This window comes from Bradyrhizobium sp. B124 (assembly GCF_038967635.1).
Lineage (GTDB): Bacteria > Pseudomonadota > Alphaproteobacteria > Rhizobiales > Xanthobacteraceae > Bradyrhizobium.
Window position 1 is genome coordinate 531,454 of sequence record NZ_CP152413.1, and the last position, 15,194, is coordinate 546,647.

Sequence of the window (15,194 nt, forward strand, 5' to 3'; positions counted from 1 at the left end):
GGCTCCGTTGACGGCGCAGGGCACTGCGCCGCCCGGATACAGGCGACCTCAACTGGCGGGCGGCGACGGTAGCCACTACCCGTCCTCCTGGTACAGCAAGGCTAAGAAACCGGTGAGGCTACCCACAACGACAGGCAACCACGCCGCAGCGATGGGATGCATCAACTCAGCCTTGCTCAAATCTTCAGTTACTTTCGACAGGACGTAGAGCAGAAAGCCTGCGCCCACGCCACTCAAAACCATCTTCTGCACGCCGCCCATCCGGAAGAAGCGGAGGCTCACAGAAGCCGCCAACATCACCATCGCAGCCAGCAAAAACGGCTGCGCGATAAGCTTGTGATACTGCAAGCGATAGCCAGCCGTCGCGAACCCTGAGCTCTCCGACGAACGGATGTAGTTCGGCAGTTGCCAAAAGGACACAGTTTCAGGGGTGGAGAAACTGTTGCGCACCTGCGCAGGGGTCAAGGTGGTGGTCAGGTAGAAGGTGTCCTGATCTACCGGAGCCTTGTCGAGGGTGTATCGGCGTACTCCCGTGAACGCCCAGCGGCCTTCTTCGAGCGTCGCTTCGCGGGCCTCGATTCGTTCCTTGAACTGCAGCGCCGTATCGAATCGGAACACGGTGAGGCCGGTCAGCCGGATGCCCTGCTGCTCGCTGCGGGCTGCATTGATGATAGCCTGACCTTCGTCGTTGATCTGGTTGAGCCAGAAACCGGACGCGTCCTGGATGCCGCCGCCAGGCGCCGAGCCGAACAGCTCGGCCTCCATCCGTTTGGAGAGCTCGCGCAGATTGGCCGACACCGGATTGTAGGCGGTGGTCGCGAAGATGCCGAGCACGATCGCACTGACCAGCGCCGGCGAGATGAATTGCCAGGCCGAAACGCCGGCGGCGCGTGCCACGACGAGCTCCAGCCGCCGCGACAGCGCGAGATAGCAGGTCATCGCGCCGATCAGCACGCAGAACGGCATCAGCTTCTCGAGCAGCTGCGGCACGCGGAACAGCGAGGTTTCGGCGACCGTGATTGCGGAGGCCCCGACGAGGCTCGACGTCTTGCGTACCATCTCGATGTAGTCGACCAGCACGAGCAGCACGAAGATGCCCGCAAACACGCCCACCGCCGCGACGACGAAGCGGCCGGCGAAATAACGCCCGAGCGTATTTGTGACCATGCTCATGCGGTGGCGGGCCTCCGGAAGAGGCGCGCAATGCGCTCGTTGTTCCTGTTGATGACTTCCATCAGTGCTGCCGGCGGTTCGACGACCACGCCGCCGACGATCATCCAGATCCCGACGCCGATGCCGGCGAACAGCATCAGGTATTGCACCAGGGCCGCCAGCGGCGTCTTCACCGCCATGACGGAGCAGGCGAATCCGACCATGCGCAGGCCGAACACCGCGAAGACCGAGCCGCCGATCGAGAAATTGCGGCTTTGGCGCGTGGTGCGCGGCGCGCCGAGGAAGGCAAAGGTGAGGGCCGCGAACGCGAACGGATAGATCGGCGCCATGAAGCGATCATGCAGCTCGGCGAAGAACTGGCCCGACAGCTGCTGATAGGTCTGGTCGTTCTCGTCCGGCCACATCAGTTCCCAGAGGTAGCGCTCGCGAATTCCGAGCGTGACGTCGCGGCCCTGCGAGAATTTCGACATGTCGAACGCGTAGCGCTGAAACACCACCAGCGTCGGATCGCGCTTGCCGACCTCGAATCGCTCGAGATTGCCGTCCTCCAGCACGAGGTATGAGCCGCTCTCGTTCTTCAGCACGGTGCCGTGGTCGGCCACGATGGTGACGCGCTGCTGCGGATCGCGCCGATCGTCGACGAAAACGCCGCCGAGCACGCCGCCGGGCAAGCGCTCGCGGATCCGAATCGTCAGGTTCTGATCGAGCTGGGCGAAGCGACCGGGCTGCAGGATGTTGGTCAGAACGTCGGCGGTGATCTCGGCATCCCACTGCTTGATTCGGCGCATGCCGTCGGGGGCGAGATAGGCGCCGATGAAGGCGACCAGCGCCGCCACCACGCAGGTGGCGAAGAAGAACGGCCGGAACAGCCGGAACGGCGAGAAGCCCGCCGCATTCATGACGATGATCTCGGAATCGGTCGCCAGCTTGTTCAGCGTGTGCGAGATCGCGATCATCAGCGCGATCGGGGCGATGATCAGGACCAGGGCAGGAATCACGAGGCCGGTGATGCCGAGGAAGGTGACGATGGTCTGACCCTGGCTGGTCATCAGGTCGATGCCGCGCAACGCCTGAGTAATCCAGATCACGCCGGTAAGGCTGACCAGGACAAGCGCAAACGACGCCAGCGTCGTTTTGAAGATGTACTTGTCGATCGACCCCATCGCTACCGCACGGCCCCCTTGGCGCAACCAAACGCACGGCTTTCGACCAATCCCGTCAACCCGGGTTCCCCTATGGTCGAGCCGCGGACTCGTCCGGCTCACTCTCTGTTCACAATCTCACTACCATCCCTTTGATCCGTCAACAAAATGGCCGGGCCAAGGCACGCTTAATTTATGGTTAATTAATCGCTTTTGTGGCCTTCCGGCCACTCCGGCGCTTGGCAGCGGCGCAGCCGGCAGGTCATAGTGTGCCACAAGCCCGGTCCGGGTCGCTCCGGACCGCCATCGCAATGCTCACCCCCGCGTGCCGGAAGGGCCGCCTCAGGCCCGAGCAACACCCTGAGTTCTGGAGGATTTTCCTATGTCCGACGCCGTCAAGGTCGGCTTCGTCCCGTTCTCCGCGTCCGCCCGCGGCATTCTGGTCGCCTTTTGCGACGAGCAATTGAAGCTGGGAGCCGCCACCCGGAAGGCGCTGGGAGCTGCCGCCGAGACCGTCAAGCGGGCCGCGGCCGCCAACCAGTTCAAGGGCAAGAGCGGGGCGGCGCTGGACATCCTGGCGCCGGAGGGAATCAAGGTCGACCGGCTGATCGTGATCGGCACCGGCAAGGTCGCCGACCTCAAGGAGAAGGATCTGCTCAAATTCGGCGGCGTGGTGGCCGGCAAGCTCAACGCCGGCAGCGGTGCGATGACCGTCCTCGCGGAACTGCCCGATGCCGCGATGACCGCCGGTCAGGCGGCGACGATCGCCACCGGCATCCGCCTGCGCGCCTACAAGTTCGACCGCTACAAGACCAAGAAGAAGGACGGCGAGGACGGCGCCGTGCGCGCCGACGTCTCGATCGCGGTCGACGATGTTGCTTCTGCCAGGAAGGCGTTTACGCCCGAATCGTCCATCGTCGACGGCGTGAACCTGGCGCGTGAGCTCGTCAACGAGCCGCCGAACGTGCTGTACCCGGAAGAGTTCGCGCGCCGCGCCAGCCAGCTGCGCAAGCTCGGCGTCACCGTCGAGGTCCTCGACGTCAAGGCGATGACCAAGCTCGGCATGGGCGCGCTGCTCGGCGTCGGGCAGGGCTCGGTGCGGCCCAGCCGCACCGTGATCATGCGCTGGAACGGCGGCAAGAAGAGCGAGGCGCCGGTCGCATTTGTCGGCAAGGGCGTCTGCTTCGACACCGGCGGTATCTCCATCAAGTCGGCCGGCGGCATGGAGGATATGAAGGGTGACATGGGCGGTGCAGCCTGCGTGGTCGGGCTGATGCACGCGCTCGCAGCGCGCAAGGCCCGCGTCAACGCGGTCGGCGCCATCGGCCTTGTCGAAAACATGCCCGACGGCAACGCGCAGCGTCCGGGCGACATTGTCACCTCGATGTCCGGCCAGACCATCGAAATCATCAACACCGACGCCGAGGGGCGCCTCGTGCTCGCCGACGTGCTCTGGTACGTCGCCAAGAAGTGCAAGCCGAAATTCATGGTCGATCTCGCAACGTTGACCGGCGCGATCATGGTCGCGCTCGGCACCGATCACGCCGGCCTGTTCTCCAACAATGACGAACTCGCCGAACGCCTCGCCAAGGTCGGCCTTCAGACCGGCGAGAAGGTGTGGCGCATGCCGCTCGGTCCCGAATACGACAAGCAGATCGACTCGCAATTCGCCGACATGAAGAACACCGGCGGGCGCAATGGCGGCTCGATCACGGCCGCGCAATTCCTGCAGCGTTTCGTCGACGGCACGCCCTGGGCGCATCTCGACATCGCCGGCACCGCGATGGGCGCGCCGAAGACCGAGATCAATCAGAGCTGGGGCTCCGGTTACGGCGTCCGGCTGCTCGAGCGGCTCGTCTCCGAATATTATGAAGCCAAGAAATAATAGAGTGTCGGCCGGCGCATGACCGAGGTTCTGTTCTACCATCTGCAGAACATGACGCTGGAAAGCGTGCTGCCGCCGCTGCTCGAGAAGTCGCTCGAGCGCGGCTGGCGGGTGGTCGTGCAATCGACGTCGCAGGAGCGCGCCGAGACGCTCGACGCGCTCCTGTGGACCTACAGCGACGATTCATTCCTGCCGCATGCGAGCTCGCGCGTTGCCGACGCACAGGACCAGCCGATCATCCTGTCGATCGAGGAGGGCAATCCGAATCGGGCCAATGTCCGGTTCCTGGTCGACAACGCGGCGCTTCCGGCCGACTGCGACACCTACGAGCGCCTGGTCCTCGTGTTCAACGGCGACGACCCCGACGCGGTGGCTTCGGCGCGGGAGAGCTGGACCGCCTGCAAGGCGCGCGGCTTCGAGGTCACCTATTGGCAGACCGACGAGCGGGGACGCTGGCAGCGGCGCCAATAGCGATATCGATGAATTAATGATAATTCGACGTTTCCTCGGGCGGGTCACGGTCATGCCGCAAAGTGATGTTCGGACAAGCCCTTAGCTAGAGGGGTTAGGAGCCTTGTCGATCGTGCGTGATGGAACATTCAGTCGGAAGTCGCTGCTGGCGTTACTGGTACTTGCGCCGGGCCTTGCCGGCTGCTCGGGCGCGTCCGACATCTTTTCGCGTGACGCGGATTGGTTCTCGCGCCCTGGACGGGTGTTCATCCGCAACATCTCGATTGAATCGCCGCCGCTGACGCCGGACAAACCGGTGACCAACGACGATCTCGTCAGTGCCGACGGAAGCTGTCCCGGCATGGCGCCGCCCGCGGGTGCCACTGACGCGAACGCGCAGGCTGGCGGTGCGCCACCGCCGCAGCCGACCGGCGGCAGTGTCGCACTCGGCCACACCGAATGCGACGTCGTGCGCGGCATCGGCGCCCCCGACAGCGTCAACCTGTCCAGCGGGCCGGGCGGCGAGCGCGTCGCGGTCGTGACCTGGTCGCGCGGCGCGCGCGCCGGCATCTATACGTTCTCCTCAGGACGCCTGACGTCGGTCGAGCGCGGCCCGGATGCTGCGCCGGAGCCGAAGCCCGCGAAGCCGAAGAAGAAAAAGTCCTCGCACGGTTAGGGCATTTTCGCCGCAGCGACAGCTCGATGCCTGCACGCGCGGGCATGACACCGCAAAGAATGAGAGCCCAGGCTCCCTCCGCACGTCGTCCCTGCGAAAGCAGGGACCTATAACCACAGATGGTTATTGTTGCGAGATCGTCGAACGACGAGTTCCCTTGACCACATCCGCCGCCGAGTATGGGTCTCTGCTTTCGCAGGGACGACAGCGTATCTGTGGCTGCGCCCGGCGGATCAAATCTAGTTCGCGGCTTCGTCGAGTTCGGCGCTCGCTTCCAGCCATTCTTCCTCGGCGCGTTGCAGCGCGCTCTCGGCGCCGGCGCGCGCCTTGGTCAGCTGTGCGGCCTGCTTGGGATCGCGCGCGAAAATGTCGGGCAGCGCCAGCGCGGTATCGATCTTCGCGATGATGCCGTTGATGCGCTCGATCTCGCTCTCCGCCTGCGCGACCCGCTGCCTCGGTGAAGCGCGCTTCTCATTGCGGTTGCGTTCCGGCTTTGCCGGCTCCTTGACGCGCTCGCGCGCGGCCGTCCGTCCGTCATTGGCCGACAGGATCATGCGTCGATATTCGTCGAGATCGCCGTCATATGCCGTCACGGTCTGGTTGGCGACGACCCACAATCGGTCGGCGCAGGCCTCGATCAGATAACGATCGTGCGAGACCATCATGATGGCGCCGGGGAATTCGTTGATTGCCTCTGCCAGCGCCGCGCGGCTGTCGATGTCGAGATGGTTGGTCGGCTCGTCCAGGATGATCATGTTGGGCGCGTAGAACGTCGCAAGCCCAAGCAGCAGCCGCGCCTTCTCGCCGCCCGACAGGCTCTTCACCAGCGTGTCGCCGGCCTTGCCGGAGAAGCCGATCGCGCCGACGCGGCCGCGCACCTTGCTCTCCGGCGCCTCGGGCATCAGCTTGCGGATGTGATCGTAGGGCGAGCCGTCGAGGTTGAGCTCGTCGACCTGATGCTGGGCGAAATAGCCGACCGACAGCTTGTCCGCCCGCGTGATCCTGCCCGCGAACGGCGCGAGCTTGCCTGCCAGCAGCTTGACCAGCGTCGACTTGCCGTTGCCGTTGGCCCCGAGCAGCGCGATGCGGTCGTCGGTATCGATGCGCAGCGTCACGCGATTGAGCACGGGCTTGCCCGGCTCGTAGCCGACCGAGACGTCATCGACCGCGATGATCGGCGGCGACAGCAGCTTCTCCGGTGCCGGAAAGGAGATCTCGCGAACGTCCTGGGTCACCAGCGCGGTGATCGGCTTCATCCGCTCCAGCATCTTGACGCGCGACTGCGCCTGCCGCGCCTTGGAGGCCTTGGCCTTGAAGCGGTCGACGAAGTCCTGCAGGCGCTTGCGCTCATCGGCCTGCCGCTTGGCGTGCTTGGCGTCGAGCAATTCGCGCGCGGCGCGCTGTTCCTCGAACGAGGAATAGGTGCCCTTGTAGAGCGTGAGCTTGCCGCGATCGAGGTGCAGGATCTGATCGACCGAGGTGTCGAGGAGATCGCGGTCGTGGCTGATCACGATCACCGTGCGCGGATAGTTGGCGAGGTGGTTCTCGAGCCACAGCGTGCCCTCGAGATCGAGATAGTTGGTCGGCTCGTCCAGCAGCAGGAGATCGGGCGCGGAGAACAGCGTCGCCGCCAGCGCGACGCGCATGCGCCAGCCGCCGGAGAATTCCGCGCACGGCCGTGCCTGGTCTGATGTCGAGAAGCCGAGGCCGGAGAGGATCGCCGCAGCGCGGGCCGGGGCGGAGTGGGCGTCGATGTCGACCAGCCGGGTCTGGATCTCGGCAATCCGATGCGGGTCGTGCGCAGTCTCGGCCTCGCGCAGCAGCGCGTCGCGCTCGAGGTCAGCCTTCAGCACGACATTGATCAGGCTTTCGGGCCCGTCGGGCGCTTCCTGCGCGAGGCTGCCGATCCGCCAGCGCGGCGGAAGCGCGATGCTGCCGCTCTCGGTCGGGAGCTCGCCCCGGATGGCATGAAACAGCGTCGACTTGCCGACACCGTTGCGGCCGACAAATCCGACGCGTGCGCCGGGCACGATTTGCACAGAACTGTGATCAATCAACAGCCGCCCGGCGATCCGGACTGAAATGTCAGTGATGGAGAGCATGCAGCGTTGTCACCGGACCCGCTGCCAAACGCAACCCGTCTGTCTGTAAAATCTCTCCTGAATTGGGCCGCTGGAGAGCCCGTAGTATCTAATGGCGCCCGGTTTCCTGGCGTTGCATTTCGTCGAGGAGCTGCTGCAGACGGGACGAAAGGGCGGGTTCTGGCCGCATGCTTTGCTGGAGCCGTTCACCCACGGCATCGCAGATGTAACGGCAGGTCTTGCGATCAATCCGATCGGGATCGTTGTCGGTCTGGGTCATCGTCATGGCTCTGACATTTCTCTTGGCGAGTTCCACCGCGCGTGTTTCGTCAATCCTTGCCAGGACAAGTCGCGACCCCCGACTTTGGTTTCCGTTCCGCCTTACTCTCGCCTTGAGGTAGCGAGGCGCATCATGCGGCCGGGTTCCCTGGCGGGCATAAAAAAGCCCCGGCGCAAGGCCGGGGCGAAAGCAAGTCAGGGGAGCAGTCGACAGAACAGAGGGATCAGTAGCAGCGGTTGACCAGGCGCCAGCGGGGACCCCACGGGGTCGGCACGACGCGGCGCACGTAGCAACCGCCACCGTAGCCGTATCCATAGCCGCCGTAGTAGGCCGGCCCTCCGACGATGACGCGCGGGCCGCCCCACCAACCGTGGTGCCATCCGCCGTGCCAGCCGCCATGCCAACCACCCCAGGCAGAGGCGGAGGTCGGGGCGAGCGCGGCGGCACCGAGCGAAATTGCGGCAACGGCAGCGAGCGATAATTTGCGTAACATGATCGTCTCCTCGAGGTATGGGCGCGCATGACGCGCCCGCGGTGACATCGTTTCCCGAGACGTCCTGTGAGGCTTGCGGATGGGGGGCCAGCAAGGCGTCCGATCGGTGCTGAGCCTAGGCGGCTGCAGCTGAACGGCAGCGACACGGCGCTGTCAGAATGGGTTCACCTAAGTGAAATCGCGGTAAGTTGGCCGCGCCTGTCTCTAACCGGAGACCGCCCGGATGACGGCTTTTGTCGTGAAAATCCATCAAAACTAAAGGCTAACGCGTCACAGGGTCGCTTGCCGTTACCCCATCGCGCCGATATAAGCCCCGGCAACTCCCAGCCACCGTTTACAAGGACGAAATCATGGCGATTGAACGCACCTTTTCGATCATCAAGCCCGATGCCACCGAGCGCAACCTGACCGGCGCGGTCAACGCGGTGATCGAGAAGGCGGGCCTGCGGGTCGTGGCGCAGAAGCGCATCCAGATGACCCGCGGCCAGGCCGAAACCTTCTATGCCGTCCACAAGGCGCGCCCGTTCTTCGGCGAGCTGGTCGACTTCATGACCTCCGGCCCCGTGGTGGTCCAGGTGCTGGAAGGCGAGGGCGCCATCCTGAAGTATCGCGACGTGATGGGCGCGACCGATCCGTCGAAGGCCGCCGAAGGCACCATCCGCAAGCTCTATGCGAAGTCGATCGGCGAGAATTCGGTGCACGGTTCGGATGCGCCGGAGACGGCGGTGATCGAGATCGCGCAGTTCTTCGCCGGCAACGAGATCGTCGGCTAGCGCCGAACAACAGAAAGTGACGCGGTCTCCTGGGGAGGCCGTGTCGACATGAACTGGGAGCGGCAGACCACCGCCGCCAGGGGCGGCCGCAAGGCCGAATAGGACTCGCTGTGGACTGGCTGTGGCAGATCTTTGATCCGGCGTACATCGGCGCGTTCTTCACCGAGTTCAAGAACGAGATGGCGACCCCGACCTTCTGGGTCGCCGTCGGCAAGATCATCTGGATCAACGTCCTGCTGTCGGGCGACAACGCGCTCGTGATCGCGCTGGCCTGCCGCGGGCTCGCGCCGCGCCAGCGGCTGTGGGGCATGATTCTCGGCGCCGCCGCGGCGGTGCTGCTGCGCGTCATCTTCACCGGCATCGTCGCCAGCCTGATGGCGCTTCCCTATCTGAAGCTGGTCGGCGGACTGGCGCTGATCGTGATCGCCGCCAAGCTCCTGGTGCCGGAGCAGGAGGACGAGGACAGCGTGAATACGGCCTCGCATCTGTGGGCCGCGGTTCAGATCGTCGTCGTCGCCGACATCGTGATGAGCCTCGACAATGTGATCGCGGTCGCCGCTGCCGCCAATGGCAGCGTGCCGCTGCTGGTGCTCGGCCTTGCGATCAGCGTTCCCCTGATCGTTGCCGGTGCGGCGCTGATCATGGCGCTGCTCACCAAGCTGCCGGTCCTGGTCTGGGCCGGCGCCGCGCTGCTCGGCTGGATCGCGGGCGACGTCATCGCGACCGATCCGGCCGTGCATCCCAGGCTGGATGCGCTGTTCGCCGGACCGCTCGGTGCCAGGCTCGATTCCTGGCTGACCTCGGTCGGCATGTCGCCGCAATTCGCCCATGGCGGCAACGGCGGCGAGATCACGCTCGCAGTGCTCGGCATCGTCGTGGTGCTGGTCATCGGATCGATCTGGCGTCGTCACGCACTGCGCAAGGCCAAGCACGCCGCCAAGGCGGCGTGAGGTCCCATAGCATTTTCGAGCGAAGTGGACGCCGGTTCGCGTGAAGAAAACGCTTCAAAGCGAGAGAGCTGGACGTCGTCGGTTCTGACTGAAATCAGAACCGACGACGTCTAACGCCGCACGATCGAGCCGGCGCGCCCGAGCAGCCGCGCCAATTGCTTGAAGCGGCTGCCGACGCGATCGGCGACCAGATCCACCATCCGATGCTCGAACACCAGCATCAGCTTGCGGCCCTGGGTACGGAAATGCGTCGCCGGCAGCACGCCGGTGCGCGCCGCCGTGATCAGATGTGCGACACGGAACGCAGCGCCGAGCACACGCGCCCGCTCGTCCATCGCCGGCGTCACCAGCGCGCGGATCTGCGGCGGCGGTTCGTTCTCCTCGCTGAGGCCGGCGTAGCGATAGAACACCGACAGTGCGACGAAGGCGCGGCCCTGATGCGTGATCGAGCCGAAATTGCCGTTCATGATCAGGCTGAGGGTTTCCTCGCCGCGATGATCGGGATGCACGCGCCAGCCGATATCGGAGAGCAGGCAGGCGACGTGACGCAGCCTGCGGTCTTCCTCGGTCTCGCGCAGCCTGACGACGCGCACCAGCCGGTCGGTCCAGGCGGTCAGCTCCTGGGCGTGTCGCGCCGAGCGCGACAGCAATTGGTTGAGGTTCTGTGCGGCGCAGACCAAGCCGTCCTTGGCGCGCTCGGCCTGCGGCAGCATCTCGTAGAGCAGGCCCTCGCGCACGCCGAAGGTCGAGAACACGATGGTCTTCGGCTGGGCGACGCGGATGATGTATTCGAGCACGAGCGCGGCATAGGCCAATAGCGGCCGCCGCGCATCGGCGACGGATTCGATATTGGCCAGCATGTTGGTGGCCGCCAGCCGCCGCAGCCGCTGCGCGAAGTCGAGGGCGTCCGCCGCCGGAATCGAATAGCCGTGCATCACCTTGAGCGGGTAGCCGCTCTGGATGATGTGGATGCGCGCCAGCGCGCGCCAGGTGCCGCCGACCGCGTAGAAGGTACGGCCGCGGCCGGTCTTGAGCTGAGCGACCCCGAGCAGCTCGTTCTTGACGATGCGTTCGGCGCGCTTGAGCGATTTGTTCGAGAGGTCCTGCAGCGCAAGGCTGCCGAGCGGCAGCGTCACGCCGCTGCGCACGCGGTTGCCCCTGACGTCGATCAGTTCGAGCGAGCCGCCGCCGAGATCGCCGACGATGCCGTTTGGATTGTGCACGCCCGATACGACGCCGAGCGCAGACAGCTTCGCTTCACGCGGTCCGGTCAGAATCTCGATCGTGGCGCCGCAGATGCGCTCGGCCTTGGCGATGAAGTCTGGACCGTTCTTGGCGTCGCGGCAGGCCGCGGTCGCGATCGCGTAGACGCGGCCGACCTGCTGGATCCGGCACAGCGCGCGAAAGCGGCGCAGCGCGGTGAGCGCCTTGTTGACGGCATCGGTTGCGAGCAGGCCGGTGCTCTGCACCTCGCGTCCGAGCCCGCACAGCGCCTTCTCGTTGAAGATGGTGATGAGGCTGCGCGCCATCGCCTCGTAAACCACGAGACGAACCGAGTTCGAGCCGATATCGATCACAGCGACGCTGGAAGCGCGCTTCCGCGGCCGCTTCACCGTAAGGCCCCCTTAAGACGATGGCTGCTGACGCTCGTTGCGACGCGTGAGACGGCGCGGTGAAGATTCCTTGAGAGACTTACCACGGCCGGACAGACTCGGATTTGTCATGAAATAGTCATGTAGATTGAACGGCTCTTCGCCTTTCGCGGCCTTCATACGCGTTGAGGACCCATCCGGCAACAATTGCCAGCTCTGCTCGGTGTCCTTCAGGTTCGCCACCATGATCTGTTCGAGAACCTGCTGATGCACCGTGGGATTTTGCAGCGGACAGAGCACCTCGACGCGGCGGTCGAGGTTCCGCGGCATCATGTCGGCGGACGAGATATACACAGCAGCTTTTGCGCTCGGCAGGCCCTGGCCCATGCCGAAGCAATAGATTCGGCCGTGTTCCAGGAACCGGCCGATCACCGATTTGACGCGGATGTTCTCCGACAATCCGGGCAGTCCGGGCCGCAGGCAGCAGATGCCGCGCACCACGAGCTCGATCGAGACGCCGGCCTGCGAGGCCTCATACAGCGCGTCGATGATATCAGGGTCGACGAGCGCGTTCATCTTCATCCAGATCGCGCCGGGCCGGCCATGCTTGACGTGAGCGATCTCGCCGTGGATGTGCTCGATGATCCGCTTGCGCAATGTCAGCGGCGACACCGCCATCTTCTCGATGTCGCTCGGCTCGGCATAGCCGGTGATGTAGTTGAACACCCGCGCGACGTCGCGGCCGATGATCGGGTCCGACGTGAAGTAGGAGACGTCGGTGTAGATGCGGGCGGTGACCGGATGGTAGTTGCCGGTGCCGGTGTGCACATAGGTCGTGAGATTGCCGCCCTCGCGGCGCACCACCATCGACAGCTTGGCGTGGGTCTTCAGCTCGATGAAGCCGTAGACGACCTGCACGCCGGCGCGTTCGAGGTCGCGCGCCCAGCGGATATTGGCCTCCTCGTCGAAGCGCGCCTTCAATTCGATCAGCGCGGTCACCGACTTGCCGGCTTCGGCGGCATCCGCCAGCGCGCGCACGATCGGCGAGTTGTTCGAGGTGCGATAGAGCGTCTGCTTGATCGCGACCACGTCGGGATCGCGCGCCGCCTGCTGCAGGAACTGCACGACGACGTCGAAGGATTCGTAGGGGTGATGGACCACGAGATCCTTCTGGCGGATCGCGGCGAAGATATCGCCGCCATGGTCGCGCACGCGTTCGGGGTGGCGCGGCACGTAGGGCGGGAATTCGAGGTCGGGGCGATTGAGGCGCGTGAGCTGCGACAGTTCGTTCATCGCGAGCACGCCGTCGACCAGGATCACTTCATCGTCCGCGGCCGACAATGCGTGCTGCACGAAGACGCGCAGTTCTTCGGGCATCGTGGCCTCGATCTCGAGCCGGATCACCGATCCGCGCCGGCGGCGCTTGAGTGCGGTCTCGAACAGGCGGACGAGGTCTTCGGCCTCTTCCTCGATTTCGAGTTCGGAGTCCCTGATGATGCGGAATGCGCCCTGACCCTTGACGGTGTAGCCGGGGAACAGGCGGCCGATGAACAGGCCGGTGGCCTGCTCGAGCGTGATCAGGCGGGCCGGCGCGCCTTCCTTGGTCGAGGGAATGCGGATGAAACGGTCGATCTTGCCGGGCATGCGGATCAGCGCGTTCATCGCCTTGCCGTCGGCGATCCGCGACAATTGCAGCGCGACCGTGAAGCCAAGGTTCGGGATGAACGGGAACGGATGTGCCGGGTCGATCGCGAGCGGGGTCAGCAGCGGGAAGATGTTGTGGAGGAAGTGATCCTCGATCCAGGTGCGTTCGGATTTGGTGACGTCGCGCCCGTCGACCAGCTGGATGCCGACCTTGGACAGGAGCTCGCGCAGGTCGCTCCAGATCGCCTGCTGATCGGAGGCGAGCTGCGACACGGTCTTGTTGATCATCACGAGCTGCTCGGCCGGCAGCAGGCCGTCCGGGCTGCGCTCGGCAATGCCCTCGCGGACTTGGGCCTTGATGCCGGCGACGCGGACCATGAAGAACTCGTCGAGGTTATTCGCCGAAATCGACAGGAAGCGGACCCGCTCCAGCAGGGGATGGCCGAGATTGACCGCTTCCTCGAGCACCCGGCGGTTGAAGTGCAGCCAGGACAGCTCTCGGTTGATGAATCTCTCGGGGCTGGTCGCGACCGCGGGGACGGGCGGAAGCTCCGCCTCTTTTTCTTTGATTTCAGGTGCTTGTGCCGAGTCCATCAAGTGCTGGTCCAATTCGGGGCAGGGGGCCGGAGCGGTCTAGCCGAGGGCCGCACAGAACATGTGATATTGCGATGACGTTTCGATGACATTGATGTTCCGTTGGCCTGCGCCGTCAAGCCGCGGGACTGCTCAGGCATCGCGCAACAGCTCTGCCGCCAGCGCCCGGGTCACCGGCCGGCCGAGCCGGAGTGCCTCGGTGTCGAGCAGGCCGACCGCCTGGCGGACGGCTGTATAGGACCGCTCGATCCGGTTGGTCAGGTAGCTGACGAGCGGCTCGTCCACGCTCATCTGGCGGTCGGCGCAGAACTTCACGATCAAGCCGCGGAACAGCTGGTCGTCGGGCGCCAGCAGCGTCACCGTTGGTACTGCGCGAAGCCGAGAGCGCAGATCGCGCAGCTCGATCTCGAACGCCGATGGCGGCACCCGCGCCGTGACCAGCACGAAGGCATCGTCCTGGCGGGCGAGATTCATCAGATGGAACATCGCGCGCTCGTCGAAATCCGACGGCCTCAGGTCCTCGACCACCAGTGCGCCGGTCGCAAGCGCCGTCGGCACCGTGTCGGCAGTCAGCGCATGCGCCGCGGTCGAGCGCGCGCCGGCGATCTCGGCCCAGATCGCGGCGAGGTGGCTCTTGCCGGAGCCTTCGGGCCCCACCAGCAGCATGATTCGGTTCGGCCAGTCGGGCCAGCCGTCGATCAGCGCCAGCGCCGCCTCATTGGCGGGCCCTTCGAGGAAATCGTCGCGGGTCAGTTTCTCCTCGTGCGGCAGGGCCAAGGCCAATTGACGAGGTTGAACGCTACCGGCCACGCAAGTCTCCAAACCACTTCATTTTAGCATGCGCCAACGCTTCGCGTTTGTCGCTGGAAAACCGGTTTCCACTTTTCGGGATCGTGCGCTACCGAGCCTCGATCGTGCTCATGTGCCGCACCCACTCCACGAGATAGAGGGACACCGAACCCAAAGTAAAGATCGTGACCAAGCCCATCAGGATCAGGTCGTAGGGGTGCGGCTGAAAGCCGAAGCCGAGCGAGGCCAGCACCAGAGCCGCGAACGCGACCTGTGCCACGGTGTTCAGCTTCGACACCATCAACGGCTTCATCTCGACCGGCTTGTCGAACAACCATGACACAATCACGGCGGAGACGATCATGATGTCGCGCGACACCACGAGAATCACGATCCAGCGCGGCACCGCGCCCCAGATTCCGAGCGCGACATAGATCGACACCAGCAGCGCCTTGTCGGCGAGCGGATCGAGCAGGGCGCCGAGCTCGCTCGCCATGTTGAAGCGCTTGGCGAGGAAACCGTCGACCGCATCCGAGACGCCGGCGATCACGAAGATCGCAAACGCGATCTCCATCTGGCTCGAGACGATGGCCCAGACGATCACCGGCACCAGGATGATGCGGCCGAGGGTGATGATATTCGGTATGCTCAACTTGAATCGCTTCCCGGCTA

Annotated in this window: 14 protein-coding genes; 5 read left to right on the forward strand and 9 right to left on the reverse strand. The window is 64.9% G+C overall.

The features are described from left to right. Nucleotides 1-75: 75 nt before the first annotated feature. Nucleotides 76-1,173 carry an LPS export ABC transporter permease LptG gene (gene lptG / locus AAFG13_RS02385; protein WP_092113464.1) on the reverse strand — a complete coding sequence of 366 codons (1,098 nt, stop codon included), beginning with the start codon at nt 1,171-1,173 and terminating at the stop codon, nt 76-78. After that, nucleotides 1,170-2,336 carry an LPS export ABC transporter permease LptF gene (gene lptF / locus AAFG13_RS02390; RefSeq protein ID WP_212317719.1) on the reverse strand — a complete coding sequence of 389 codons (1,167 nt, stop codon included), beginning with the start codon at nt 2,334-2,336 and terminating at the stop codon, nt 1,170-1,172. The genes lptG and lptF overlap by 4 nt, the downstream gene beginning before the upstream one ends. A gap of 361 nt (nt 2,337-2,697) precedes the next feature. Between lptF and AAFG13_RS02395 the strand changes: the two genes are divergently transcribed. The 3 genes from AAFG13_RS02395 to AAFG13_RS02405 all read left to right on the forward strand — a co-directional run bounded on the left by AAFG13_RS02395 (nt 2,698) and on the right by AAFG13_RS02405 (nt 5,326). Then, complete coding sequence (locus AAFG13_RS02395; RefSeq protein WP_342711015.1) at nt 2,698-4,200, forward strand: leucyl aminopeptidase; 1,503 nt, start codon at nt 2,698-2,700, stop codon at nt 4,198-4,200. Nucleotides 4,201-4,218: 18 nt separating this feature from the next. After that, a complete protein-coding gene (locus AAFG13_RS02400) occupies nt 4,219-4,671 on the forward strand; it encodes a DNA polymerase III subunit chi (protein ID WP_342711016.1) in 453 nt (150 codons plus the stop codon). Between the two features lie 103 nt (nt 4,672-4,774). Beyond that, nucleotides 4,775-5,326 carry a hypothetical protein gene (locus AAFG13_RS02405; RefSeq protein WP_342711017.1) on the forward strand — a complete coding sequence of 184 codons (552 nt, stop codon included), beginning with the start codon at nt 4,775-4,777 and terminating at the stop codon, nt 5,324-5,326. Nucleotides 5,327-5,565: 239 nt separating this feature from the next. Here the strand turns inward: AAFG13_RS02405 and AAFG13_RS02410 are convergent, their stop codons facing one another. The 3 genes from AAFG13_RS02410 to AAFG13_RS02420 all read right to left on the reverse strand — a co-directional run bounded on the left by AAFG13_RS02410 (nt 5,566) and on the right by AAFG13_RS02420 (nt 8,180). Further along, entirely contained in the window at nt 5,566-7,428 is a 1,863-nt protein-coding gene (locus tag AAFG13_RS02410; RefSeq protein WP_342711018.1) for an ABC-F family ATP-binding cassette domain-containing protein, read from the reverse strand. 88 nt (nt 7,429-7,516) lie between these two features. Then, nucleotides 7,517-7,687: a hypothetical protein gene (locus AAFG13_RS02415; RefSeq protein WP_212317710.1), complete on the reverse strand. Its 171-nt coding sequence runs from the start codon at nt 7,685-7,687 to the stop codon at nt 7,517-7,519. A gap of 223 nt (nt 7,688-7,910) precedes the next feature. Next, nucleotides 7,911-8,180, reverse strand: coding sequence for a sulfur globule protein precursor (locus tag AAFG13_RS02420; protein WP_173643210.1), 270 nt, complete (start codon nt 8,178-8,180; stop codon nt 7,911-7,913). A gap of 350 nt (nt 8,181-8,530) precedes the next feature. On the opposite strand from AAFG13_RS02420, the gene ndk reads away from it, so the two are divergent. Both ndk and AAFG13_RS02430 read left to right on the forward strand, forming a co-directional pair. After that, on the forward strand, nt 8,531-8,953 hold the full coding sequence (ndk, locus tag AAFG13_RS02425; RefSeq protein ID WP_050425938.1) for a nucleoside-diphosphate kinase: 423 nt from the start codon (nt 8,531-8,533) through the stop codon (nt 8,951-8,953). 110 nt (nt 8,954-9,063) lie between these two features. Beyond that, nucleotides 9,064-9,903, forward strand: a complete 840-nt coding sequence (locus AAFG13_RS02430) for a TerC family protein (protein WP_212317708.1) — start codon at nt 9,064-9,066, stop codon at nt 9,901-9,903. Between the two features lie 110 nt (nt 9,904-10,013). Here the strand turns inward: AAFG13_RS02430 and ppx are convergent, their stop codons facing one another. The 4 genes from ppx to AAFG13_RS02450 all read right to left on the reverse strand — a co-directional run bounded on the left by ppx (nt 10,014) and on the right by AAFG13_RS02450 (nt 15,174). Continuing rightward, nucleotides 10,014-11,516 carry an exopolyphosphatase gene (ppx, locus tag AAFG13_RS02435; protein ID WP_342711019.1) on the reverse strand — a complete coding sequence of 501 codons (1,503 nt, stop codon included), beginning with the start codon at nt 11,514-11,516 and terminating at the stop codon, nt 10,014-10,016. A gap of 12 nt (nt 11,517-11,528) precedes the next feature. Continuing rightward, the gene (locus AAFG13_RS02440; protein WP_342711020.1) at nt 11,529-13,733 is read right to left on the reverse strand and encodes an RNA degradosome polyphosphate kinase; all 2,205 of its coding nucleotides are present in this window, start codon (nt 13,731-13,733) and stop codon (nt 11,529-11,531) included. Between the two features lie 132 nt (nt 13,734-13,865). Beyond that, complete coding sequence (locus tag AAFG13_RS02445) at nt 13,866-14,543, reverse strand: chromosomal replication initiator DnaA (RefSeq protein WP_342711021.1); 678 nt, start codon at nt 14,541-14,543, stop codon at nt 13,866-13,868. Nucleotides 14,544-14,631: 88 nt separating this feature from the next. Continuing rightward, nucleotides 14,632-15,174, reverse strand: a complete 543-nt coding sequence (locus tag AAFG13_RS02450; RefSeq protein WP_092113493.1) for a CDP-alcohol phosphatidyltransferase family protein — start codon at nt 15,172-15,174, stop codon at nt 14,632-14,634. Nucleotides 15,175-15,194: the final 20 nt, after the last annotated feature.

What these genes read in the sequence shown, in the direction of transcription:
- lptF (WP_212317719.1), bottom strand. Translation starts at nt 2,336, where the DNA reads ATGGGGTCGATCGACAAGTACATCTTCAAAACGACGCTGGCGTCGTTT.
- AAFG13_RS02395 (WP_342711015.1), top strand. Translation starts at nt 2,698, where the DNA reads ATGTCCGACGCCGTCAAGGTCGGCTTCGTCCCGTTCTCCGCGTCCGCC.
- AAFG13_RS02400 (WP_342711016.1), top strand. Translation starts at nt 4,219, where the DNA reads ATGACCGAGGTTCTGTTCTACCATCTGCAGAACATGACGCTGGAAAGC.
- lptG (WP_092113464.1), bottom strand. Translation starts at nt 1,173, where the DNA reads ATGAGCATGGTCACAAATACGCTCGGGCGTTATTTCGCCGGCCGCTTC.
- ndk (WP_050425938.1), top strand. Translation starts at nt 8,531, where the DNA reads ATGGCGATTGAACGCACCTTTTCGATCATCAAGCCCGATGCCACCGAG.
- AAFG13_RS02420 (WP_173643210.1), bottom strand. Translation starts at nt 8,180, where the DNA reads ATGTTACGCAAATTATCGCTCGCTGCCGTTGCCGCAATTTCGCTCGGT.
- AAFG13_RS02415 (WP_212317710.1), bottom strand. Translation starts at nt 7,687, where the DNA reads ATGACCCAGACCGACAACGATCCCGATCGGATTGATCGCAAGACCTGC.
- AAFG13_RS02440 (WP_342711020.1), bottom strand. Translation starts at nt 13,733, where the DNA reads ATGGACTCGGCACAAGCACCTGAAATCAAAGAAAAAGAGGCGGAGCTT.
- AAFG13_RS02410 (WP_342711018.1), bottom strand. Translation starts at nt 7,428, where the DNA reads ATGCTCTCCATCACTGACATTTCAGTCCGGATCGCCGGGCGGCTGTTG.